Genomic DNA, 23,260 nt, shown 5'->3' with positions numbered 1-23,260 from the left:
TTTTCATTCAGATAAAAATGGAAAAATCCGACAACTACAGTAGCACTTGTCGGATTTTGAATTCCCGATATATTAATTTACAGGATAGAATTCGCTTGTGGATTCGTTTCCATCGTCATTATCATGGTTACTTGAGCCAGGTAATGCTCTAGCTCGTTCAATAGGTACATAACTTCCACTTGGCGTTTCAACTTGGCATTCACCTAAGAAGATAGAATATTTGGTGTTGGCATGCATGCTTTCCCCTCTAAAATAGCAGTGGGTAGCATTATATAAGTCAACTCGGCAAAGGATTGCAACTGCTAACCAAGCAATAAGGACTGCTAACGATACCCATTTTAAATATTTCCAGATGAAAGACCAAAAACCAATTCCTCTAAAACGACAATAGCCAAAAATGAGCAATATGACTGCAACAAATGCTAAACCTTCGTATAACCAAAATAGCCACATAGTAATCTCCTACTTTTTAGTGTTTACTATTCTATACCATCTTTGCTCATACATCTATATACTTACATCCATGAACCGTTACGAATAATGCCAACAGCAAGCCCTTCAATGGCAAAATTTTGTTGTTCTAAGTCGATTTCTATAGGTGAAAATTCACTATTTTCGGCAAGTAAGTGGACATGTTTGCCTTTGCGTGATAGGCGTTTTACGGTAACTTCGTCATCAATGCGAGCAACAACAATTTGACCATTTTTAACATCTTGGGTTTTATGTACAGCTAACAGGTCACCATCTAATATACCGATATCTTTCATGGACATGCCATGCACTCTTAGTAAAAAGTCGGCATGAGGTTTAAATAGAGACGGATCAACTTGGTAATGGCTTTCAATATGCTCTTGCGCTAAGATCGGTGATCCTGCCGCTACTTGCCCAATTAATGGTAAACCCTCAAGTTCATTTTGTTCAACTGGGTTTTCAAGCAAAAGACGAATTCCGCGTGATGATCCTGCGATCATTTCGATTGCCCCTTTTTTGGCGAGTGCTTTAAGGTGTTCTTCAGCGGCGTTGGCTGATCGAAATCCTAATTTTTTTGCAATTTCGGCACGAGTAGGAGGCATGCCAGTAGTTTGGATGTTGTCTTTAATTAGGTCATAAATCTGTTGTTGGCGTTCGGTTAATGGTCTCATAACATATTCCTGTTTTTATATACATATATATGTAATTATATACAGCCAATGATATAAAACAACTGTTTTATTTTATTTATTTGACAATGGGCGATTAATTTTCCTAATTCTTAGCTTTATGTACTATTTTAGTAAATGATTTTACCGCGTTAATGGGGGGAATAAATTTCCCAATTAACGAATAAGTTTTGCTTGTATTTAGGGTTATATGATCAAGTTACTTATATGCTATAATTGGGCAATATTTTTTTAACTTGGAATTTGCTGTATGCCTTATGTTGTTGCGCTCAGTGGTGGTATTGCCAGTGGTAAAAGTACCATCGCCAATTTGTTTAACAAATTGGGAGTACCTATTATTGATGCTGACATTATTGCAAGGCAAGTTGTGCAGGTTGGTAGCGATGCATTTAATCAAATTGTTCAGCATTTTAGTCAGGAAATTTTACTTGCAAATGGTGAACTTGATCGCAGTCAACTCCGTGAGATTATTTTTAATAATGATCATGAGCGGCTATGGCTTAATCATTTGTTGCATCCAATTATTCAGCAAGAAACCCAAAAACAAATTGCAATGCAAAAATCAACGTATGTGATCTGGGTTGTTCCTTTGTTAGTTGAAAATAATTTACATACGTTGGCTGATCGTGTATTGATAATCGATACGCCTGTGTCGTTACAATTGGCACGATTAGTAAAAAGAGATAATATTAGCGAATCATTAGCCAAAAAAATGATACTGTCACAAGTGTCTTTACAAAAACGTTTATCTTATGCTGATGATATCATTGTTAATGAGGGTGATTTTGCGTCGCTAACTACGCAAGTCGACCAATTACATCAACAATATTTAGATAACTTTAATTGTAAGATTTGAATAGATGAATAACATTGTTTTTGAACATCCATTAAATGAGAAAATGCGCACTTGGCTTCGTATTGAATTTTTATTAAATCAGTTAAATACGCATTGTCATTTTGATCAAAATAATGCGTTGGTTTTTTTTCACGCATTGTCCGAGTTATTAGAGATTATTGAACGTAACGATGTGAAAGCAGATTTTATTAAAGAGCTTGAATCTCAAAAACAAAAGTTAACTTCTTGGTTAGCTTTTGATGGTGTGGATTATGATTTACTTAGCAATTTGATTAACAAGTTTGATGTTTTTCTAGCTCAATTTAATGCTATCGCCCGTTTGGGACAACCGTTAAAAGATGATCGTTTTATTACCGCAATTCGTCAACGCTTAATGATACCAGGTGGTTGTTGTAGTTTTGATTTGCCTTCATTTCATTTATGGCTAAAAATTCCACAAGAAAGGCGTTATATACAAGTAAAAAACTGGTTACAACACTTATCCATTCTTGATGAGTCTTTGACATGTTATATGCAATTAATAAGACAATTGGGAGAATTTAAACCATTTATTTATACTAACAACTTTTTTCAAGAAACTAATGGTGATGTTAATTTGATTCGTATTCGGATTTCGTTAGAAAAAAACATGTACCCTCAAGTATCTGGTCATATGTCACGCTATAGCATTCGATTTTTACCGCTTGATGCTTGTGATAATGTGAATACCGATAGTATTGATTTTGAATTAGCTTGTTGTTAGCGTTATTAAGTACTAATTATTAAAAAAGAGTTACAATGAATAAAGAAACCGTTACCTATGTCAATTGCCCAACTTGTCAAAAACAAGTGGTATGGAGCAAAGATAGCCCGTACCGTCCATTTTGTAGTAAACGCTGTCAACTTATCGATTTAGGCGATTGGGCAACTGAAGAACATCGCATTCCTGATAAAGATATTACTGAACAAGATCTTTGGAGTGAAGAAGATCTTAACGATTTTGCAGGTAGACATTAATGAAGATCCTTGGTATTGAAACCTCATGCGATGAAACAGGCATCGCGATTTATGATGATGTCGAGGGGTTAATTGCAAACCAGCTTTATTCGCAAATTAAATTACATGCCGATTATGGTGGTGTGGTACCTGAACTGGCATCGCGTGATCATATTCGTAAAACAGTGCCATTAATTCAAGCAGCTCTAAAAGAAGCAAATTTAACAGCTCAAGATATTAATGGAATTGCTTATACGGCAGGTCCAGGGTTGATTGGTGCGTTAATGGTTGGTGCGTCAATTGGGCGTTCACTGGCTTATGCGTGGGATGTACCAGCAGTTGCTGTGCACCATATGGAAGGGCACTTACTTGCGCCAATGTTAGAAGATAATCCGCCCGAATTCCCTTTTGTCGCACTACTTGTTTCAGGGGGGCATACACAATTAATTAAGGTGACAGGTGTTGGACAATACCAATTAATGGGAGAGTCGATTGATGATGCGGCAGGGGAAGCCTTTGATAAAACAGCTAAACTAATTGGGCTTGATTATCCGGGGGGTGCAAAATTGTCAAAATTAGCTGAACAAGGTTGTGATTCTCGCTTTCACTTTCCACGACCAATGACAGATAGACCCGGGCTCGATTTTAGTTTTTCAGGGCTTAAAACTGCGGCGGCTAATATTATTCATCAAAATACGCACGATCAAGTTATAGATGACCAAACTAAAGCAGATATTGCGAGGGCTTTTGAAGATGCTTTAGTCGATACGCTGATTATTAAGTCTCGCCGTGCACTTGAACAAACCGGATTTAATCGCCTCGTTGTTGCTGGTGGTGTCAGTGCCAATAAAACATTACGCAATAAGCTTGCACAATTAATGGCACAGCGAAAGGGGCAGGTTTATTACCCAAGACTTGAATTTTGTACTGACAATGGTGCTATGATTGCTTATGCTGGGATGATCCATCTAAAAGCAGGGCTACATTCTGATTTGTCCATCAATGTTAGACCTAGATGGCCACTTAGTGAGCTTAATGTAGGTTAGGGGATTATTTTAGATTTAGTGATAAAAAATAGAAAATAAAAAAGTGGGAATAAGTCCCACTTTTTTATTGAAACTCAGTCAACGCTATTAATTAATAGCATTGATATTAGATGATTATTCTTGTGTTTCTGAATTAGTCTTTTCGTTGGCTAATTTTTCAATATTGTGGTTAATGTTGAATAAAACACAAATCAATTCAAAACCAATACGCGTTGAAATAAAGCCAGCAATAAAAGTAACGATGCCACTAAAAAAGGTAACTAAACCAGCAGAAAAACTATAAGTAAATAAAGCGAAACTACCTAAAATCATTGTTAATGAAGCAATTACAATAAAAAATAATGCAATCCAATATACAATAGTGATAAATGTTGGTGTTATCATTCGATTAAAGAAGAAAAAGTCTTTAATAGTAAGATCTGAAAATTTGATTTTATTGTTCATTATATTTCCTTTGTGAATGGGTTAATTTTATTGCTTCTATTTTTTTAATTCGCGTATACAGTTATAATTTTCAAAGGCTGTAAGGCGCGACGATTGTAACATAAAATTATTTTGAGATTAACTATGAAAACGTATATCCCCGGCAAAGATGCCGCCCTCGAAGATTCAATTAATTATTTTCAACAACAACTAACAAAATATGATTTAGAAGTAAAAGAAGCATCTTGGCTTAATCCTGTGCCCAATGTGTGGTCAGTTCATATTCAAAATATTAACTGTCCATTATGCTTTGCTAATGGTAAAGGCTCCAGCAAAAAAGCAGCATTGGCATCGGCCTTGGGGGAATATTTTGAGCGATTATCAACCAATTACTTTTTTTCCGATTTTTATTTAGGCAAAAAAGCAGCAAATGCTGATTTTGTACATTATCCGAGTGAAAAATGGTTTTCTATTCCTGAAGATAATTCCTTACCTAAAGGATTATTATCTCAAAAACTACTTAAATTTTATGATCCCGATCGTGAGTTAAGCGCAACCGACTTAGTTGATTTACAATCAAGTAATGACGAACGAGGTATTTGCACTTTACCGTTTGAACAACAGTCCGATAAACAAACGGTTTATGTGCCTGTTAATTTAATTGCTAATTTATATGCTTCTAATGGTATGGCCGCTGGTAACACACATAATGAAGCGCGAGTGCAGGCGATATCCGAAATTTTTGAGCGTTATACCAAAAACAAGATTATAGCTGAAGCTATTAGTTTGCCGATTATTCCAACCGAAGTGATTAATCGTTACCCAACCGTTTTAGCTGCAATTGATGCGCTTGAAAGCGAAGGCTTTCCGCTTTACTGTTTTGATGCTTCGCTGGGTGGTGAGTTTCCGGTTATTTGTGTCGTGCTGTTTAATCCACAAAATGGAACTTGTTATGCCTCGTTTGGGGCTCATCCTAATTTTGGTGTTGCACTTGAGCGAACAGTAACCGAACTGTTACAAGGACGTAGTTTAAAAGATCTTGATGTGTTTTCACCACCAAGTTTTGATAATGATGATGTTGCAGATCTTAGCAATTTAGAAACACATTTTATTGATTCAAGCGGTTTGATTTCATGGGATCTATTTAAAGAACAAGCCGATTATGAATTTGTCGATTGGGACTTTTCAGGTACGACAGAACAAGAGTTTGCAAATTTAATGGCTATTTTTGCTCGTCACAAAACTGAAGTGTTAATCATGGATTACGAACATCTAGGTGTTTATGCTTGCCGTATTTTAGCTGTAGGCATGTCTGAAATTTATCCTCCGGAAGATCTTTTAATTGCTAACAGCAATATGGCTATTGGTTTGCGTGATCTTATTTTATCGTTACCTAATAAAAAGCACACGGCTAAACAATACTTAGCCATTATTGAACAGCTCGACGATGAAGGGCTTGATGATTATGCGCGTGTTCGTGAATTACTAGGTATTGCAACAGGTAATGATAATGCGTGGTTAACACTGCGTGTTGGTGAATTAAAAGCAATGTTAGCATTGGCAGGTAAAGACTTAACACAAGCACAACAGTGGATTGATTGGACGCTTGAAATGAATGAATCGATCTTTACCCCAGAGCGTAATCATGCTTATCGTTGTTTACAAACGTTAGTTAATTTTATTTTGCAACGCGGTAAAAAACAGTTTAGTAGCTATCAAACCGCCTTTGATAAAATGTATGGCAAAGCGTGTGTTGATGACATGTGGCAGTACGCTAATGGTGAAAAAGTATTTTTTGGTTTGGTGTCTTTTGCTAAAGACGACAAAACCACCAATAATAATTTAGAACAATTTGCCATGCATCAAAAGTTATTAGCAGTATATAACAAATTACATCAGGCGATGTTATAACTTATATATGTTATTATTTATATATTCAACGCCGCCGAATAGACTCGGTGGCGTTGATAATGTTATTTAACCTTGCCTTGCAAATTCACCTGCTTGTTTAACTAATTCTTCGCTAGGTGTAATACCTGTATATAATACAAACTGTTCAAGCGCTTGAAGTACCGCAACATCAGCACCTGAAATAATAGTTTTGTTTAACTGTTGGGCATATTTTATCATTGGTGTTTCAACGGGTAGAGCAACGACATCAAACACAACATCAGCATTATTTATCATTTCTTTTGGAAACGCTAATTCCTGCGCTTCAACACCACCAAGCATACCAATTGGGGTCACATTAATAATAAGCTTAGCTTGTTGGGACGGTATAGTTTGCTCGTTCTTCACCCATTGATATCCATAACGTTTGGCTAATGTTTCGCCTTTGGATTGGTTACGAGCAGCAATAATACCATTTTTAAAGCCGGCATCATAAAAAGCACCAATTACTGCATTTGCCATACCGCCACTACCTTTTAAAACAAATGGTGTGGTATTATCAATTTTATTTTGGACTATAAGTTTGGCAACGGCAATATAGTCAGTATTATAGGCTTTTAAATAGTGATTGGTGTTAACAATAGTATTAACCGATTGAATAGATTTTACCGAATCATCTAATTCATCAATAAATTCAATGCAAGCTTCTTTATAAGGCATTGAAATAGCACAACCACGGATCGCTAAGGCTTTAATGCCATAAATAGCATCTTTTAAGTTATTAGTGGTAAAAGCTTTATATAAGTAGTTAAGATCAAGTTTTTCATACAAATAATTATGAAAACGAGTACCAAAATTGCTTGGTCTTGCCGAAAGAGACATACAAACAGTGGTGTCTTTATTAATAATTCTTGTCATGACAACAAATCCTTGTGGTATAGTACGATAAATTTTATTTTACCACTTTCTTTACTAACCTGTTATGTGATTATGGTTGCAAATAATACTGGTCCTAAAATACAGCAAGAAAAAGCCACAGTAAGTGCGATGATCTATTTATATTGCCATCAAAATCATCACACACCTCGCAATCAGTTATGTAATGAATGCCATGATTTGCTAAATTATGCCATGGCACGCCTAACCATGTGTCGCTTTGGTGAACACAAAACAACTTGCGAACGCTGTCCAAAACACTGTTATCGCAAAGATTATAAACGAAAAATAAAACAAGTGATGCGTTATGCAGGTCCAAGGATGATTATTCACCACCCCATTATGGCCTTTAGACATATCTATAAAAATTTATTGAGTAGATAGTAAACAGCAGGCTTGTAGTAATAAACAAAAAAGATTGATTAATTTAATATAAATGATGGAATTGAGAGTGTAAATAAAACCTTTTTATTACTTAAAAATGATGTTAAGTTATTAATAGATATATATAAAAATAAAAATTTGTTATTATTAAAAACAAAATTTAAAATAACCCCTTAATCAAAGTTTAGGTAATAACATGTCTATCGCCGTTGTTGAAGTCAATCGTCAAGCAGTTATTCATAATGTTGAATATCTAAAAAAAATAGCGCCAACGAGTCAACTAGTTGCAGTAATTAAAGCTAATGCTTATTCTCATGGTATTGAAGAAATTGCACAGCTATTAATCGATAAAGTTGATTATTTTGGTGTGTCTCGACTGTCAGAAGCAATTCAATTGCGAAATATTGGCATTAATACCCCCATTATGGCTTTGGAAGGGGTTTTCCCGCATGATGATATGTGGGATTTAATCACTTTTAATGTTCAACCAGCCATTCATAGTAAATGGCAAATCGACGTATTGCAGTCATCACCGCTTGAAAATCAAATTATTACATGGTTTAAACTTGATACAGGTATGCATCGATTAGGTTTTAGTCTTGATGAAGCCAAGGACGAATTTTATCGTTTAGCGAATTGTTCTGCGGTTTGTAAACCGATTAATATTATGAGTCATTTTAGTTCAGCTGATGATCTCACTTCAGATCAAACGTTAAAGCAAATAGAACTATTTGATCAGTTTATTGATTCAATTGAGGACAAAACACTGATTGGCAAATGTTCAATTGCCGCATCGGGCGGCACGTTGGCTTGGCCAATGGCTCATCGCGATGCTGTGCGTCCAGGTATCGCTTTATATGGTGTTTCACCTTTTGATGCACCAATTGCTGATTTAAAGCCAGCGATGACATTTAAATCAGAATTAATCGCCGTGCGAAAGCATAAACAAGGCGAATCGGTTGGTTATGGTCAGACTTGGTATTGTGAGCAAGATACACAACTTGGTGTGGTTGCTATGGGGTATGGTGATGGTTATCCAAGAAATATCCCACAAAATACCCCAGTTTTGATTAATGGCCGTAAAGTGCCCATTGTTGGGCGAGTTTCAATGGATATGATTGTGGTTGATTTAGGCATCAACAGCCTTGAAAAACCTGGTGATGAAGTCATATTTTGGGGGGCAGAACTCCCCGTTGAAGAAATCGCAAAGCACACAGGAATTAGTGCTTATGAATTAATAACGCGCTTAACTTCACGCGCAAAAATCCACTATATTAGATAAATAAGTTATGATTAAAAAGATATTTTTATACACTTTACTCACCCTAATCTTAATTGTGGGTGGTTCGATTAGTATTGGTTATTATTTTTTACAGCAGTTTTCTAAACAGCAAATGCAAGTCACTAACGAAAACCAGATGTTTGTTTTGAAAAAAGGCACATCTATGCATCAGTTAGTTGAACAAGTTAAAGAAAGCCAATTGCTCGAAAGGGCATATTTGCTTCCATATTTGTGCAAACTAAACCCATCATTAAGATCCATTAAAGCAGGGACTTATCAATTACACCCTCATATGACAGTTGAAGAGTTTTTGCAATTGTTGGTGTCAGGCAAAGAGAGCAATTTTTCGATTCAATTTGTTGAAGGCAAGCGGGCTAAAGACTGGTTAACTGTCATCCAAAATACCCCATATATTCAACAAACGTTAATAGGTAAAACCGACGAAGAAATTGCTAAACTACTGGGTATTGAAGGATCGATAGAAGGTTGGTTATCACCCGATACTTATCTTTATACCGCCGATACGTTAGATATTAATATCTTAAAACGTGCACACATGACAATGAAAAGTAACTTGCAAAAAATCTGGGATAATCGCGATAGTAATCTTCCTTATCAATCGCCTTATGAACTCCTTATTATTGCATCAATTATTGAAAAAGAAACGGGTATTAGTTCCGAAAGGGCAAATGTGGCTTCAGTATTTGTTAATCGCCTAAAAAGCAAAATGAAGTTACAAACTGACCCAACCATTATTTATGGTTTAGGTGATAACTACAAAGGTACCATTAGGCGAGTTGATTTGACTGATACCCAAAACCCTTATAATACCTATGTCATTGAGGGACTTCCTCCAACACCAATTGCAATGCCAAGCCTTGCTTCACTTGAAGCAGCAGCGCATCCAGCTAAAACCAATTATCTATTTTTTGTTGCGAATGGAACCGGTGGGCATACCTTTTCAACCACTTATAGTAACCATCAACAAGCGGTGAATGTATATAGACAGTTATCGAATAGTGGAAATTAACTCAAAAAAACTTTAATAAAATCAATACCTTTCCTGACCGATTTTTATTGTATCCTTTTGGTATTAGTTATTGATATACATTAGGGAACCGCATATAAATGCGGTTCTTTTATCTTGTTAATTTACGATAATTCATCAAGTTGTTTAATAAGATTGAGCAGATGATTAACATCTTGCTCTTGCTCTTTTAGTGCTTCTTCAAAATAAGGGTGCAGAGCAAATTTTGGCAAATTTGTTTTGGCATCAATCATTGCTTGTATTCGTGGAATAAAAATCCACTGTAACCATTCGTGTGCTTGCATGGTGTCGATAGCAAAAGGTTCTTGGCTTAAAAAGGCATCGGGATTTGGCGGTGTGGTTTGCCATAGGTCGATTTTTTGCAATTCTGCCATAATTTTTTCAAGTTGTTTGAGTAACATGTCTGTTTGTGATTTTTGTGCAAGCAAATTTTGATAATATTGCCAATCAAAACAAGGGCCAGGATCGGTTTTGCGATCGGGCGCTATGTCGCTATGACCTGCGATGTCTTTGATAGCATAAGTCTGTTGTAATAATAACGTGATGTTTGCTAATTGTTGATATTGTTGCTCGGTAAAATTGTCACTATCACATCCTTCCATTTCAATACCAATTGAAAAATCGTTACAGTTTTCTTGTCCTTCAAATACTGATTTTCCTGCGTGCCATGCCCGTTTATCAAATGGAACAAATTGAATTATTTCACCATCGCGTCGAATAAATAGATGACTGGATACTTCAAGTTGATAAATCGACGTAAAGTACGGATCCTGCTTAGGATCGAGCTTGCCGGTGAATAACTTTTCAACATAAGGGCCACCATATTGATTGGGTGGCAAGCTGATATTATGGATGACAAGTAACGATATCGGTTTATTTGCTGGACGTTCATTATAAAAAGGCGAAACAACCTGCTTTATACCTTGTAACCAGCCATTTACAATTTTTAGGGACATATTGACTCCGACTTATCTAATAAACCGATATATGGATTTGTTTTGCGATCTACTTCACGAAAATTAGACATGCAACGTAACAATTAAGTGCATAGTGGATTTTGCATTCCAACCTAGCTATTTCGTTATTATTTCATTTTTTTATCTTGTTATAAAGAATCCTCTATTAAATAACTAACTGAAAAATTGAGGTGTTTATGTCCAATCAATCAGGTTTCTCATTATTTGAATTGATGATCGCCATTGTTGTGATTGCTATTTTAACCGCTATCGGCGTACCAGCCTATCAAGGATATGTAAAAAAAGCTGCGCTGACTGATATGTTACAAATAATGACATCATATAAAACAGCGGTTGAAATTTGTGCTGTTGAACAAGGTGGTTTAACTAACTGTAGCAATGGTAACAATGGTGTGCCAGCAAGTCGAACGTCGAATTATGTAACTTCAATTACAGTCAATAACGGCATTATTACCTTGGTTGGAACCAGTGCTTTAACAGGATTAACAACTACACTAACACCAACAATCAATGCCACTCATGGCAATTTGGATTGGAGTCGTGTGTGCACCACATCACCTGTTGATGCCAGTTTAACTAGTGCGTGTGAAGATATTTTCAAATTTTAATGTTTATATTTAAAAATTAATAGATAAGGAAGCGCCTTTATGCAAGAAGAACAGCTAATTGAAAGTATTGATAAATTACTGCTTGAAGCGTTAAATAAGCGTGCTTCGGATATTCATTTTGAGCCTTATCAACATAGCTATCGTATTCGTATGCGCATTGATGGTGTTTTGCACGATATGTTATCACCCCCACTGGCATTAGCGAAACAGATTACTGCAAGGCTAAAAATTATGCCTAAGTTAAATATCGCCTCAAGATGGCCAACTTATCGTTGACCGCTATACCATGCGTAAAGATATCTTATATGAGATTTTTTTAGAAAGATTCATTAATTTTTTATCGTGAATTTTATTGAAAATAAAAATGCTAGAAAAGATATTTGTGATAAAATTGCGGAGATGGGCGCTATATGGTCTTATTTTTGTGAAAAAGTCTGGTTATATAAATGCTATTATAGTGTTTTTTATGGAGTATTACTTATACTCAGTAGCATAACACTTAAAAATAAGTAATGGGAGAGCTTATATGTGGTTACTATTTTTACTCGGTTTACTTATGTTTATTTTCACTTTATGGTGTATTAAAGTAACTAAACCAACGAAAAAAAGATAGTTTTTCGTCTTTACTTATAACTCTATTAACATGTAATAGTCTTTTCTATAAAGAGGTTAAAATGGAGCAAAAATTAATATCATTTATTTTTGTTACAGAAAAAAAAAGATTCATTCGATGGAAAAGACAAGCAGAAAACAACAACATTACGTTACAAGAGTGGATTATTAAAAAGTTAAATTCTGATGTGAAAGTAGTTTATAAAAAAGTAAAATTACAAAAAGATATTCCAAAAGACGAACAATGGTTTATAAGATTATCGACGAAATCTGAATTCAAAGGATACTGGGTTTATTGCTCACGGTCAGATGAAAAAAAACTCGTAGAATGGATAACTTGTAAATTAGATTCATAAACAATAAATTTTTTCCTTAAAAAATTTGAGTATTAACTCTTTATCTATTTGTCGTCGTCTCTGCATTTCTATTATTCTATCACCTCATTATGATCATGATCGTGAGGTTCAACAGATCTCTTCAGCCTTGTGCAAATGATTGTGGGTATTGAACAAGGATATTTTATACCTTGTAACCAGCCATTCATAATTTTTAGGGGCATATTAACTCCTGTTTACGAATAAACCGATTCTAATAAACCGATATATGGATTTGTTTTGCGATCTACTTCGCGAAAATTAGATATGCAACGTAACAATTAAGTGCATAGTGGATTTTGCATCCCAACCTAGCTATTTCGTTATTATTTCATTTTTTTATCTTGTTATAAAGAATCCTCTATTAAATAACTAACTGAAAAATTGAGGTGTTTATGTCCAATCAATCAGGTTTCTCATTATTTGAATTGATGATCGCCATTGTTGTGATTGCTATTTTAACCGCTATCGGCGTACCAGCCTATCAAGGATATGTAAAAAAAGCTGCGCTGACTGATATGTTACAAATAATGACATCATATAAAACAGCGGTTGAAATTTGTGCTGTTGAACAAGGTGGTTTAACTAACTGTAGCAATGGTAACAATGGTGTGCCAGCAAGTCGAACGTCGAATTATGTAACTTCAATTACAGTCAATAACGGTATTATTACCTTGGTTGGAACCAGTGCTTTAACAGGATTAACAACTACACTAACACCAACAATCAATGCCACTCATGGCAATTTGGATTGGAGCCGTGTGTGCACCACATCACCTGTTGATGCCAGTTTAACTAGTGCGTGTGAAGATATTTTCAAATTTTAATGTTTATATTTAAAAATTAATAGATAAGGAAGCGCCTTTATGCAAGAAGAACAGCTAATTGAAAGTATTGATAAATTACTGCTTGAAGCGTTAAATAAGCGTGCTTCGGATATTCATTTTGAGCCTTACCAACATAGCTATCGTATTCGTATGCGCATTGATGGTGTTTTGCACGATATGTTATCACCCCCACTGGCATTAGCGAAACAGATTACTGCAAGGCTAAAAATTATGTCTAAATTGAATATTGCTGAGCATAGATTACCCCAAGATGGGCAACTTGTGATTGACCGCTATACCATGCGTATTGCCACTTTACCCGTCATGTATGGTGAAAAAATTGTTTTAAGAGTTATGGATAACCATGAATCAGAACTAACAATTAATGACTTAGGATTAACAGATGCTGACCTTTTAACATTCAAGCAAATTTTAAACTATCCGCAAGGTTTGATTTTAGTTACTGGACCAACAGGTAGTGGTAAAACGGTAACACTATATAGTGGATTAAAGCGGTTAAATAAAACTGAACGTAACATTTGTAGTGTTGAAGATCCCATTGAAATTCCCTTAGATGGCATTAATCAAACTGCGATTAATCTTAAGGCAGGTTTGACGTTTGCTATAGTATTGCGTGCCTTACTACGGCAAGATCCTGATGTAATGATGATCGGTGAAATTCGCGATCGTGAAACTGCCGAAATAGCAATCCAAGCTGCGCAAACTGGGCATTTAGTGTTATCTACATTGCATACTAATTCAAGTGTCGAGGCAATAACACGATTAAAGCAAATGGGTATAGAAAATTATCTATTGTCATCAAGCTTAAAATTAATCATTGCTCAGCGGTTAGTTCGAAAATTGTGCCCACATTGCAAAGTTGTGGCAAGTGATTTGGTTAAGTTAGATAATGAATACGAACCCCATTATTTAGCTTCAGGATGCCAAAACTGTATTGGTGGTTATAAAGGACGAATTGGGTTATATGAATTTTTAGTTATCACGCCCGATATTCAACAGCAAATATTAGTCAATCAGGCTATTTCTTCTTCCAATATGATTTCACTAAAAATGGCTGGACAAAAATTAGTGAAACAGGGCGTGACGACGTTAACTGAATTAAATCGAGTTTTGGGTGATACCGCATGAAACGGCTCTATTATTGGTATGATGTCGATTTTAATCAACACAAAATTATCGCCGAATCATCACAGGCTGTTAAACGGCATTTATTGTTGCAAGGTAAAATCGCCATTAAGATTAAAGCAGGTAATATTATTACCGCACATAGCTTTAATCGTACTGATTTACTGATGATTACTAAACAATTAGCGACGATGTTAAAAGCTGGATTATCTATTATTGATACATTGCAATTACTTGCCCAAGAGCAAACTAAACCTCACTGGCAATATTTGTTACTTGATATTAAGCAACAAATAGCTAAAGGCGAATTTTTATCCCAAGTATTACGACAACATTCTTCGGTATTTTCTGCCCTGTATTGCGAAATTATAGCAACAGGCGAACTGACAGGACAGCTTGATGAAAGTTTTGAGCAGTTAGCTGTATTGCTTGAAAAATCAATTAAACTACAAAAAAGTCTGAAAAAGGCAATGCGTTATCCACTGTTTTTATTATTGGTTGCTGTAATTGTAAGTTTGGTGATGTTGTTGTTTGTTTTGCCAAAATTTTCGGATATTTATCAAGATTTCGATGCTCAGTTACCTGCTTTTACACAAGGTGTTATTGATTTTTCCAATTATTTGCAACAAAATTGGTTAATTGGGTGTGTGATTTTTTCTATTAGCTATTTTTGTTATCAACGCTATTTAAAAGTACACTATCGCCATAAAATCGAAAAGATAATAATCAAAAGTCCTTTTATTGGTCCAGTGATCAAAACTAGCTGCTTAACGCAAATTTTTCAAACCATTGCGATCACCCAAAAAGCAGGCATACCATTATTAGCAGGTTTAGCTGCAGCGGCGAATACCACTTATTATTGCCTTTATCGTGATAGCCTTTCGAAAATTATAGCTAGTATTGAGCAAGGACACTCATTTAGCCATGTATTGCATCAGCAATTACACTTTCCTAGCTTATGTGCCCAGCTTATTCATGTGGGCGAAGAGTCAGGCACATTAGATTTAATGCTTGATAAGCTCGCTAACTATTATCAAGAACAAAATCAAACCTTAACCGATAATTTATCACAAGCGTTTGAGCCATTATTAATGTTAGTATTGGCCTTGATTATTGGCAGTCTAATTGTGGCTATGTATTTACCGATATTTCAAATGGGCGAAGTGATTCACTAATGTTAGCATTTATCATTATTTGTTTAGGACTTTGTGTTGGTAGTTTTATTTATGTTGCATATTGCCGTTATTTGCCAACAATTACATCATGCCAATATTTATACCGTATTTGTGTTTATCGATCCGCTTGCTCTCACTGTCATCATCGACTTAATGTTTGGCTATTAATCCCCATTGTTTCTTGGCTGATATTAAAAGGACGTTGTCATTACTGTAACACTAAGATTTCATGGCATTATCTTATTGTCGAATTATTGATCTCGGCTTTATTTGTTATTATCTATTTTGATTCTGGTTTAAGTTATCAAAGTGGCATTTTAATGCTACTTGGTTGCTACTTTTTGCTGTTAGCTTTAATCGATTTTAAATACTTTTTATTACCTGATTTGTTTACCCAACCATTGATGTGGTTTGGTGTAATACTTGCCTATTTTAACATAACTAACATCAGCTTAACTGATTCATTACTTGGTATCTTTTTGGGGTATTTATTATTAAAAGTGCCTGCTAGTTTATTTTATTTAGCTTTCAAAAAACAAGGACTAGGTGGGGGGGATATTAAATTATTGGCGGCATTAGGCAGTTGGTTACCTTATATTGAGTTGCCGATATTGCTATTTTTTGCCTCGGTATTAGGGATTTTATATTGCCTTTTTTTGCGGTATGTGCTGAATAAAAGCACCTTAAAAGGTATTCCTTTTGGGCCGTTTTTGTTAATTTCTGGTTATGTGATGGTTTATTTGGGTCAAAGTGTTTCAAAAATATTGCTATTTACGTCGCTTTTGATTAATTAATCATGTATCAAAAGCACATCAAGTTGTTACCCCTTTCAATATTAGCAACATATAACTAAAATTGATATTCATAGTAAAAATAGTTATTTTTATAAAAGTGAAAATCGCGTTATAGTACCAGCAAGATCAGCTTGTTGTGCTGTAATCAGTCACTACTTAAGGAATTATTTATGATATCAAATAGCATTAATGAACTAAAAAACGAAATGGAAATATGGCGCCACCACATTCATGCTCATCCTGAAACCGCCTTCGAAGAAGTTAACACAACACAATTTATTATTGAAAAACTCCAGTCTTTTGGGATTACTGAACTGTATACCCATTTTGCCCCAACGGGCGTTGTTGGTATTATCAAAGGTCAGCAAGAAGGGCGGTGGATTGCGCTAAGAGCGGATATTGATGCATTAGATATTATTGAAGAAAATAACATCGAATATTGTTCGACGATTCGTGGCAAAATGCACGCTTGTGGACATGATGGACATACTGCTATGTTACTTGGCACAGCTAAGTATTTAAGCGAACATCGCGATTTTGCAGGAACTGTTGTTGTTATTTTTCAACCAGCCGAGGAAAATGAAGGTGGGGCACGAGTTATGGTTGAAAATGGCTTATTTGAGCAATTCCCAATTGAAGCGGTGTACGGTATTCATAATCAACCTAACATGGCATTAAATCATTTTTATATTAATCATGGTCCAATGATGGCGTCGTATGATGTGTTTGAAATTAAAATTACTGGCGTGGGTGCGCATGCGGCTGCTCCTCATCTTGGTAAAGATACGATTTTAACTGCTACACAAATAGTGAATAGTTTGCAAAGTATTGTGAGTCGTAATACTGATCCGCTAAGTTCGTTAGTGGTTAGTGTGACTCAAATTCATAGCGGTGATACTTGGAATGTGTTACCTCAAGAAGCGGTGATTCGTGGTACAGTTAGGACATTTAGTGCTCAAGTACAAGATATGGCTGAACAACGAATTAAACAAATTGCAACTGGCATTGCCACAACATTTGAAGCTAAAGCCGAAGTGGATTATCAACGTCGTTACCCTGCAACAATTAATTACGCAAAACAAGCTGATATTGCAATTGCCGCCGCTAAAAAAGTTGTTGGGCAAGATAACTTAGTTATTGATCCGCTTCCTTCAATGGGATCAGAAGATTTTGCCTTTATGTTGCAAAAAATACCAGGTGTATACGTTTGGTTGGGTGCAGGAAAAGGTGCTAACTTACATAATCCCGCCTTTAACTTCAATGACGAAGTATTAGCAACGGGTGTAAGCTATTTTGTTGAAATTGTTAACCAAGAATTGGCTAAGTAACGAACTAACTATAAGTAGTTAACTAAGTGATTAAGCTACTAGCTGAAACGGTAGATACATAAAACTGCCGGAATAAACATTAATTTATTCCAGCAGTTTTAGCTAAATAACAGATTAAAACATCAATCGGCTATTGTCATTACCGTAGATTCTAAATACGGTATTTAAATCAATTCCATTATTTAGTACAACTTGGACACAAATGCTGTCTTTGTCATCTAGTCTTGTTGCAGCTAATACTAAGCCGCCTTCTCGCCAACCACCAGTAAGTTTGTATTCAAGTGTACTCCCCACTTTAGGCAGAACATTACTTGTTCCTTTAATAACATACATACCCCGTGTATTTGCACCACGAAACTGCGCTCTAGCAACCATTTCTTGCCCGCAATAGCAACCTTTGTCAAAGCTGATTGCATCATATGATTGTAAATTGCAAGCTTGTGGTAATAAAATGGCCATATTGATATCATCAATAACTGGATAACCAGCCTGAAAATCAAGTTTTAACCAGTCACTACATGGATTCAAATCATTTGGAATTGATTCCGGCGTTATCATAATGACGCGTGTTTCAGGTAAAGGTAACTTGATGTAGGTGATGTTATTTTCAGTTAAACAGCTTTTATCAATTAATTTAGCTTTAATTGCAGCTGGTATGGCATCGTCAACCAATCCAACCATATTTAAGTTTTGGACTAGTTCGATAGATACCTTAGAAAAAACGGCATATTTTGCTAGCTCAGCAACCTGTCTTTTTGCAACGCTTTTACGTTCAATGTAGTAAATATCGTTACCTCGTTGAAATAACAATAACGTACTCCACATTCTGCCTTTACTGTCACAATGAGCAGCATAGAGTGTAGCGTGTTCTGAAAGGCGGTTAATATCATTGGTTATTTGTCCTTGCAAAAAAACACGGTTATCGTCCCCTGAGACTTTAACCAATTGCCAGTCAGCAAGAGAAGTCGGTTTAGAAGAAATATTGCTCATATTTGTACCTTTAGGTAATGAAGGATTCCAGTACTGTTATATTTAGAAATGCTTAAGTTCTGAGTGTATATAAAAAACCAAAAAATAACAATAAAATCAATTAGCGATATTTAAGAAATTAATTTTATTTGTAGATGTTCCTCGCCCAAAAAGTGGACAAAAGTCGCCTCTATGATATAAACAAAAATCATAGGAGACAAATATCATGGTCAAAAAATTTAGTGCCGAATTCAAATAACAATCAGTTGATTATGCGTGATCTTATCAGTAAGCTTGCCAACCATTTAGGTGTGGGTAGATCAACTCTATATAAGTGGATTAGGCAACTGTCCCCCAATAAAAACAGACGTCGAGAGTTAACGGCTGAGCAACAACGGATTATGGCGTTAGAAAAAGAGATTAAAGAACTGAAAATGGCCAATGACATACTAAAAAGTCACATGTGTACTTCATCAACAATCCAAGTCGCTGAAGTACGCTTATATGAAAAATCATTGAAGCTTTTATTCCGTTACCAGGATATCAGTCGCTACATAGACGGTGATTTAGTGTGTAATACATGAAAACAAGCCTTATTTCGGCGTCACTTTCCTAATGTACTCATTCATAGTGACTAAGGAAGCTAATATTGCAGTGCTGATTTCAAGCAGTTATTGTTACAATATCGACTAAGGCAAAGCGTGAGCCGAAGAGGCAACTACTTTGATAATGTGGTGATTGAAAGTTTTTTTATACACTCAAAACACACATTATTCATGACTATTACTACAAAACGAGGAAACTGGTTAATAAAGCACTATTTGAATATATTGAAATCTATTATAATCGGATACGCCATCATTCAACCAATGGTTGGGTATCACCTGAACAATATGAACAACAATATTACTAAAACGATAGTGGAAGGGACTATCTAATATTTGTGCAATGATTATGATATTGGTAAAGTCATTTAATCACCATTGTAATATTGAGTATGAAATAGTGTGATATGCTATCAACAAAGGTAAGGTATTCACAACAGATAATTTCGTTAAAACTAAACTAATTAGCAATAGAACCAGTCGTTACCTTTAACTGGTAAATATACAAAATGTAGAGCGGGATATGTTAATTATTTTTAAAAAGTTTAGTCGATTAATTGACTGGCTATTTCATCACTGATTACTAATATATCGATATAATTTGCATTTAATGCCGCTTTTAAACTATTTATTTTTTCGGAATCACCACTTGCGCATATTTTTAAAGGAATTTTTTTAAGATTATCTAATGTGACGCCAATAATTTGATTACAAAATGGTGTCTTTAACTCAGTTCCTTGGTTATCAAAAAAGTGCGATAGAATATCACCAACAATCTTTTTATTGGCAATTGTTTGGAACAATTCTCCATAAAAACCATACCAAATAGAGCTTTTAGATATAGCAGGACAACCGATACTAAATAAAGCTACTGTAATGTTACTCCACCAAGCTTCTAGTTCTTTCATATGTTGAGTTTTTTCTATCTCTATTTTTAATTGTTCGGTATCAACAATAGCAGGATAATCAATTAGTATCGCTTGGCTATTTAATTTATTCGAAAGGTTATAAGCAATATTATTAACGTGATATTTTGTTTCAATTTTGCCAGATGGCCCGCCAATCATGGGGACAACGGTAACATTGTTCAACTTAGTATTGTCACTTTTTAAATTGCTAACAATATAGTTAACTGTTCTTCCCCATGAAATGCCAATGACATCATTATCATGAATATTTTTTATTAATACATTTGCAGCAACATTACAAACAATTTGATTCTTACTATCATTATTAATATTTTGATTGATAGGTACTACAATAACTTGTTTTAAATTAAATTTATTAACAATTTTTTCTTCTAATACTATATTAGGTAGTAAATCGTAATTAATTGAGATAGAAACAATCCCTAATTCGCGTATAACTTTTAGCATTCGGCTAATGCTTGATCTATGTATATTGACGATTTTAGCTATTTCAGATTGAGTTTTATTTTCTTCATAATAGAGTTGAGCTATTTTTATTAATAATTTGTGTTGCTCGAAATCGTAGTTACCAACGTTATTATTGATCATGGTTGTTTTATTTTATCAGTTATTGTTATTAAGAATTACTATTTATTTTAAAAAAATCAAGATGTCATTGAGCATATCTCTCATTATGACATCTTGATGCTATTAAAGTATAGCAAAAATTAAAATTCAATATCAGGAAAATCATTTAATACTAAATCTTCGGCTTCTTTTGACCAAATACCATGACTTTTATTTAATATTTTCTTCAATGCCACATCATCAGCACTATTCGTTAGAGATTCTAAACTTTTGAGTCCAAATCTTTTGTGAGTGTAGACCAGTTTTTTTCCACCTTTAATTTTATCTTGTAATTGAGTTATTTCGCAGGCTTGATCAATTCCCATTATATGAGAAACAATCTTAGCAACATCAACTTTGCCTGACTCAATTAGTTTAACAGCTAAGCGCATGTCATCAGTATTTCCTCCTGATGTTCCTACAATATGTGTAAAATTATAATGTACATTATAAAAATTAATTTCTGCTTCAAAATTCTTATCTTGAGGACCAGCAAAGAAATTTAGACAACCGTCAAATGCCAATAATTGTGATGCTAAATTAATTAATTCTTTTGATGGTAAAAAAATAAAGATATCATCAAAACTATTTTTCGAAGCTTTGCTTTTCAATAGAGACAATTGATCTTCATTATTAGATATATCAACAAATTCAAGTTCAACCCCATTGCGCGATTGATATAATGTTTTCAGATGTGCTATTTTTTCCTTATTTCGCCCAGTTACAACCACTTTATTTGGTTTGATAGGTCCACTTAAAGCATAGTCTATTGCAAGCATACCCATAGGACCCGTTCCCCCTAATATGAGCAACTCTCCATTAGGTTTTATCCCCATAATATGATCATAACTATTTGGTTTTAAATGATAGTTAGCATTAAAAGCACCAATGATACAGGATAGAGGTTCAATTAAAGCACCTTCAAAATAAGTTTTTCCATTATAAGGAATCAAACAATCTTGTTTTAATACGTCATGATTAACTATCATATGGCTTGCACATCCGCCTGTATTAGGATAAGAGTAACCTACACAATAAGGGCTATTAGTGAGCTGCAAATTAGCTTGTATGACATATTTTTGTCCTTCTTTAAATTTATGTTGCCAATTCTTACCTACTTGCAAAATATCACCGCAACACTCATGTCCAATAATGATTGGATTATTTTTTAAATCTGGTGGTGTTTTTTTATGGTTTTCTCCTTGATTTACTAGTTTTAGTGAAGACATACACATGCTGTCAACAATAACAGATACTAACACTTCATCGTCAGTGATAGGTGGAAGTTCAAAAGATTCTAATTGAAGATTATTTTTCCCATATAATCTAACGGCTTGAGTTTTCATATATTCCTCTTTAATAAATTAAATTTGATACAAATTTATACTCAATATTGCTTACCTTTTCATACTGATAGTTGTAAGGAAAAATATTAATAACAACTTTTTTAATTATATTTTTTATGATTTTTATTTATACTTTAAGCTAGAATACCTAAGCCATAGCCAATGATACCTACTGCAAATAGTGCGAAAATTAAGATAATTGGGCTGACCTTTTTTCTGAGTAATTTCATCATTAACAATGTTAAACCTAGCGGTAGTAAGCCTGGTACAAGATCGTTGAGTATACCTTGCACTGTCATAATGATTTCATTACCATTTGTATCCATAGTTTTAGATACCACTAAAGGAACATTTATTGATGTCCATTTGGTCACCAATACTCCCATAATAAATAAACCAAGAATAGAAGCCCCTTCTGTTAGTTTAGGTAAAATATTACCCGAAAGATCTTTGACAATACCTATTCCTTTCGATAACCCATAGGTTAAACCATACCATTTCATGGCAAGTCTAACTAAATTAAATAAAATAAAAAATAATAATGGACCAGCGACATTGCCAGTGAGAGCTAAAGATGCGCCAAGTGCTGCAGTAATAGGGCGTAATGTTCCCCATACAAGAGGATCGCCCACGCCAGCTAAAGGACCCATTAATCCAATTTTGAGGCTATTGATTGTCCCATCATTAATTGGCGCGCCATTTGCTCTTGCTTCTTCCATCGCTATGGTGACACCAAGCACAGGGCCACACATCGCAGGCGTCGTGTTGAAAAAGGATAAATGCCTTTTTAATGCTTGGCGCTGCTCATCTTTAGTATGATAAACTCGTTTAATTGTTGGAATCATATCGACACAAAAAGCAAGTGCATGAATACGTTCATAATTAAAAGAAGCTTGTTGAAAATTAGAACGAATAAATGTGCTAATTACATCTTTTTTTTGAATAGTTTTTAACATATCTTTCA

At 34.8% G+C, this 23,260-nt stretch carries 25 protein-coding genes and 1 pseudogene; 17 read left to right on the top strand and 9 right to left on the bottom strand.

Annotated features, from left to right (window positions below; genetic code table 11):
- Positions 1 to 72: 72 nt before the first annotated feature.
- Both GQ594_RS07710 and lexA read right to left on the bottom strand, forming a co-directional pair.
- Positions 73 to 453, bottom strand: a complete 381-nt coding sequence (locus tag GQ594_RS07710) for a hypothetical protein (protein WP_160412027.1) — start codon at positions 451 to 453, stop codon at positions 73 to 75.
- A 62-nt stretch (positions 454 to 515) separates the two neighbouring features.
- The gene (gene lexA / locus GQ594_RS07705) at positions 516 to 1,142 is read right to left on the bottom strand and encodes a transcriptional repressor LexA (RefSeq protein ID WP_160412026.1); all 627 of its coding nucleotides are present in this window, start codon (positions 1,140 to 1,142) and stop codon (positions 516 to 518) included.
- 268 nt (positions 1,143 to 1,410) lie between these two features.
- On the opposite strand from lexA, the gene coaE reads away from it, so the two are divergent.
- Genes coaE through tsaD form a run of 4 tightly spaced genes read left to right on the top strand, consistent with a single transcriptional unit; the run spans position 1,411 to position 4,037 of the window.
- Positions 1,411 to 2,016: a dephospho-CoA kinase gene (gene coaE / locus GQ594_RS07700; protein ID WP_160412025.1), complete on the top strand. Its 606-nt coding sequence runs from the start codon at positions 1,411 to 1,413 to the stop codon at positions 2,014 to 2,016.
- A gap of 4 nt (positions 2,017 to 2,020) precedes the next feature.
- Complete coding sequence (gene zapD, locus GQ594_RS07695) at positions 2,021 to 2,758, top strand: cell division protein ZapD (RefSeq protein ID WP_160401424.1); 738 nt, start codon at positions 2,021 to 2,023, stop codon at positions 2,756 to 2,758.
- A gap of 35 nt (positions 2,759 to 2,793) precedes the next feature.
- Positions 2,794 to 3,012, top strand: a complete 219-nt coding sequence (gene yacG, locus GQ594_RS07690) for a DNA gyrase inhibitor YacG (RefSeq protein WP_160401425.1) — start codon at positions 2,794 to 2,796, stop codon at positions 3,010 to 3,012.
- On the top strand, positions 3,012 to 4,037 hold the full coding sequence (gene tsaD, locus GQ594_RS07685) for a tRNA (adenosine(37)-N6)-threonylcarbamoyltransferase complex transferase subunit TsaD (protein WP_160401426.1): 1,026 nt from the start codon (positions 3,012 to 3,014) through the stop codon (positions 4,035 to 4,037). The genes yacG and tsaD overlap by 1 nt, the downstream gene beginning before the upstream one ends.
- A gap of 114 nt (positions 4,038 to 4,151) precedes the next feature.
- Here tsaD and GQ594_RS07680 read toward each other — a convergent pair whose 3' ends face one another.
- Positions 4,152 to 4,481 (bottom strand): DUF4282 domain-containing protein, encoded by a 330-nt coding sequence (locus tag GQ594_RS07680; protein WP_160401427.1) that lies wholly within the window; start codon positions 4,479 to 4,481, stop codon positions 4,152 to 4,154.
- Between the two features lie 123 nt (positions 4,482 to 4,604).
- Between GQ594_RS07680 and ycaO the strand changes: the two genes are divergently transcribed.
- Positions 4,605 to 6,371 (top strand): 30S ribosomal protein S12 methylthiotransferase accessory factor YcaO, encoded by a 1,767-nt coding sequence (gene ycaO / locus GQ594_RS07675; RefSeq protein WP_160401428.1) that lies wholly within the window; start codon positions 4,605 to 4,607, stop codon positions 6,369 to 6,371.
- 66 nt (positions 6,372 to 6,437) lie between these two features.
- Here ycaO and GQ594_RS07670 read toward each other — a convergent pair whose 3' ends face one another.
- Positions 6,438 to 7,268 carry a shikimate 5-dehydrogenase gene (locus tag GQ594_RS07670; protein ID WP_160412024.1) on the bottom strand — a complete coding sequence of 277 codons (831 nt, stop codon included), beginning with the start codon at positions 7,266 to 7,268 and terminating at the stop codon, positions 6,438 to 6,440.
- A gap of 72 nt (positions 7,269 to 7,340) precedes the next feature.
- Here GQ594_RS07670 and GQ594_RS07665 point away from each other — a divergent pair, with 72 nt between their 5' ends.
- From GQ594_RS07665 to mltG, 3 genes are all read left to right on the top strand, one after another.
- Positions 7,341 to 7,670 (top strand): nitrous oxide-stimulated promoter family protein, encoded by a 330-nt coding sequence (locus GQ594_RS07665; protein ID WP_160412023.1) that lies wholly within the window; start codon positions 7,341 to 7,343, stop codon positions 7,668 to 7,670.
- 196 nt (positions 7,671 to 7,866) lie between these two features.
- Entirely contained in the window at positions 7,867 to 8,952 is a 1,086-nt protein-coding gene (gene alr, locus GQ594_RS07660; protein ID WP_160412022.1) for an alanine racemase, read from the top strand.
- Positions 8,953 to 8,959: 7 nt separating this feature from the next.
- On the top strand, positions 8,960 to 9,982 hold the full coding sequence (gene mltG / locus GQ594_RS07655; protein ID WP_160412021.1) for an endolytic transglycosylase MltG: 1,023 nt from the start codon (positions 8,960 to 8,962) through the stop codon (positions 9,980 to 9,982).
- A gap of 122 nt (positions 9,983 to 10,104) precedes the next feature.
- On the opposite strand, the gene ampD is transcribed toward mltG, so the two are convergent.
- Positions 10,105 to 10,956 (bottom strand): 1,6-anhydro-N-acetylmuramyl-L-alanine amidase AmpD, encoded by an 852-nt coding sequence (gene ampD, locus GQ594_RS07650; RefSeq protein WP_160412020.1) that lies wholly within the window; start codon positions 10,954 to 10,956, stop codon positions 10,105 to 10,107.
- Between the two features lie 197 nt (positions 10,957 to 11,153).
- On the opposite strand from ampD, the gene ppdD (GQ594_RS07645) reads away from it, so the two are divergent.
- The 8 genes from ppdD (GQ594_RS07645) (at position 11,154) to GQ594_RS07610 (ending at position 17,841) form a co-directional block, all read left to right on the top strand.
- On the top strand, positions 11,154 to 11,585 hold the full coding sequence (gene ppdD / locus GQ594_RS07645; protein WP_160401437.1) for a prepilin peptidase-dependent pilin: 432 nt from the start codon (positions 11,154 to 11,156) through the stop codon (positions 11,583 to 11,585).
- 39 nt (positions 11,586 to 11,624) lie between these two features.
- Positions 11,625 to 11,861, top strand: coding sequence for an ATPase, T2SS/T4P/T4SS family (locus GQ594_RS07640; RefSeq protein ID WP_160412019.1), 237 nt, complete (start codon positions 11,625 to 11,627; stop codon positions 11,859 to 11,861).
- A gap of 398 nt (positions 11,862 to 12,259) precedes the next feature.
- Complete coding sequence (locus tag GQ594_RS07635) at positions 12,260 to 12,553, top strand: hypothetical protein (RefSeq protein WP_160401436.1); 294 nt, start codon at positions 12,260 to 12,262, stop codon at positions 12,551 to 12,553.
- 413 nt (positions 12,554 to 12,966) lie between these two features.
- Complete coding sequence (gene ppdD / locus GQ594_RS07630; RefSeq protein WP_160401437.1) at positions 12,967 to 13,398, top strand: prepilin peptidase-dependent pilin; 432 nt, start codon at positions 12,967 to 12,969, stop codon at positions 13,396 to 13,398.
- 39 nt (positions 13,399 to 13,437) lie between these two features.
- Entirely contained in the window at positions 13,438 to 14,547 is a 1,110-nt protein-coding gene (locus GQ594_RS07625) for an ATPase, T2SS/T4P/T4SS family (protein ID WP_160412018.1), read from the top strand.
- Entirely contained in the window at positions 14,544 to 15,719 is a 1,176-nt protein-coding gene (hofC, locus tag GQ594_RS07620) for a protein transport protein HofC (RefSeq protein ID WP_160401439.1), read from the top strand. The genes GQ594_RS07625 and hofC overlap by 4 nt, the downstream gene beginning before the upstream one ends.
- Positions 15,719 to 16,513, top strand: coding sequence for a prepilin peptidase (locus tag GQ594_RS07615; RefSeq protein ID WP_160412017.1), 795 nt, complete (start codon positions 15,719 to 15,721; stop codon positions 16,511 to 16,513). Before hofC ends, GQ594_RS07615 begins: the two co-directional genes overlap by 1 nt.
- 170 nt (positions 16,514 to 16,683) lie before the next feature.
- Positions 16,684 to 17,841, top strand: coding sequence for a M20 aminoacylase family protein (locus tag GQ594_RS07610; RefSeq protein WP_160401441.1), 1,158 nt, complete (start codon positions 16,684 to 16,686; stop codon positions 17,839 to 17,841).
- A gap of 114 nt (positions 17,842 to 17,955) precedes the next feature.
- Here GQ594_RS07610 and ygfZ read toward each other — a convergent pair whose 3' ends face one another.
- The gene (gene ygfZ, locus GQ594_RS07605) at positions 17,956 to 18,831 is read right to left on the bottom strand and encodes a tRNA-modifying protein YgfZ (RefSeq protein WP_160412016.1); all 876 of its coding nucleotides are present in this window, start codon (positions 18,829 to 18,831) and stop codon (positions 17,956 to 17,958) included.
- A gap of 205 nt (positions 18,832 to 19,036) precedes the next feature.
- Between ygfZ and GQ594_RS07600 the strand changes: the two are divergent.
- A pseudogene (locus GQ594_RS07600) lies at positions 19,037 to 19,723 on the top strand (IS3 family transposase).
- Between the two features lie 237 nt (positions 19,724 to 19,960).
- Here GQ594_RS07600 and GQ594_RS07595 read toward each other — a convergent pair.
- The 3 genes from GQ594_RS07595 to GQ594_RS07585 all read right to left on the bottom strand — a co-directional run bounded on the left by GQ594_RS07595 (position 19,961) and on the right by GQ594_RS07585 (position 23,252).
- Positions 19,961 to 20,932 (bottom strand): sugar-binding transcriptional regulator, encoded by a 972-nt coding sequence (locus GQ594_RS07595; protein ID WP_160412015.1) that lies wholly within the window; start codon positions 20,930 to 20,932, stop codon positions 19,961 to 19,963.
- Positions 20,933 to 21,051: 119 nt separating this feature from the next.
- Positions 21,052 to 22,296: a zinc-binding dehydrogenase gene (locus tag GQ594_RS07590; RefSeq protein ID WP_160412014.1), complete on the bottom strand. Its 1,245-nt coding sequence runs from the start codon at positions 22,294 to 22,296 to the stop codon at positions 21,052 to 21,054.
- Positions 22,297 to 22,430: 134 nt separating this feature from the next.
- Positions 22,431 to 23,252 carry a mannose/fructose/sorbose PTS transporter subunit IID gene (locus GQ594_RS07585; protein WP_442903533.1) on the bottom strand — a complete coding sequence of 274 codons (822 nt, stop codon included), beginning with the start codon at positions 23,250 to 23,252 and terminating at the stop codon, positions 22,431 to 22,433.
- Positions 23,253 to 23,260 lie beyond the last annotated feature (8 nt).

Origin of the sequence: Gilliamella sp. Pra-s52, assembly GCF_009795805.1 — a bacterium.
Lineage (GTDB): Bacteria > Pseudomonadota > Gammaproteobacteria > Enterobacterales > Orbaceae > Gilliamella.
This window is presented reverse-complemented; position numbering and strand designations above follow the sequence as displayed.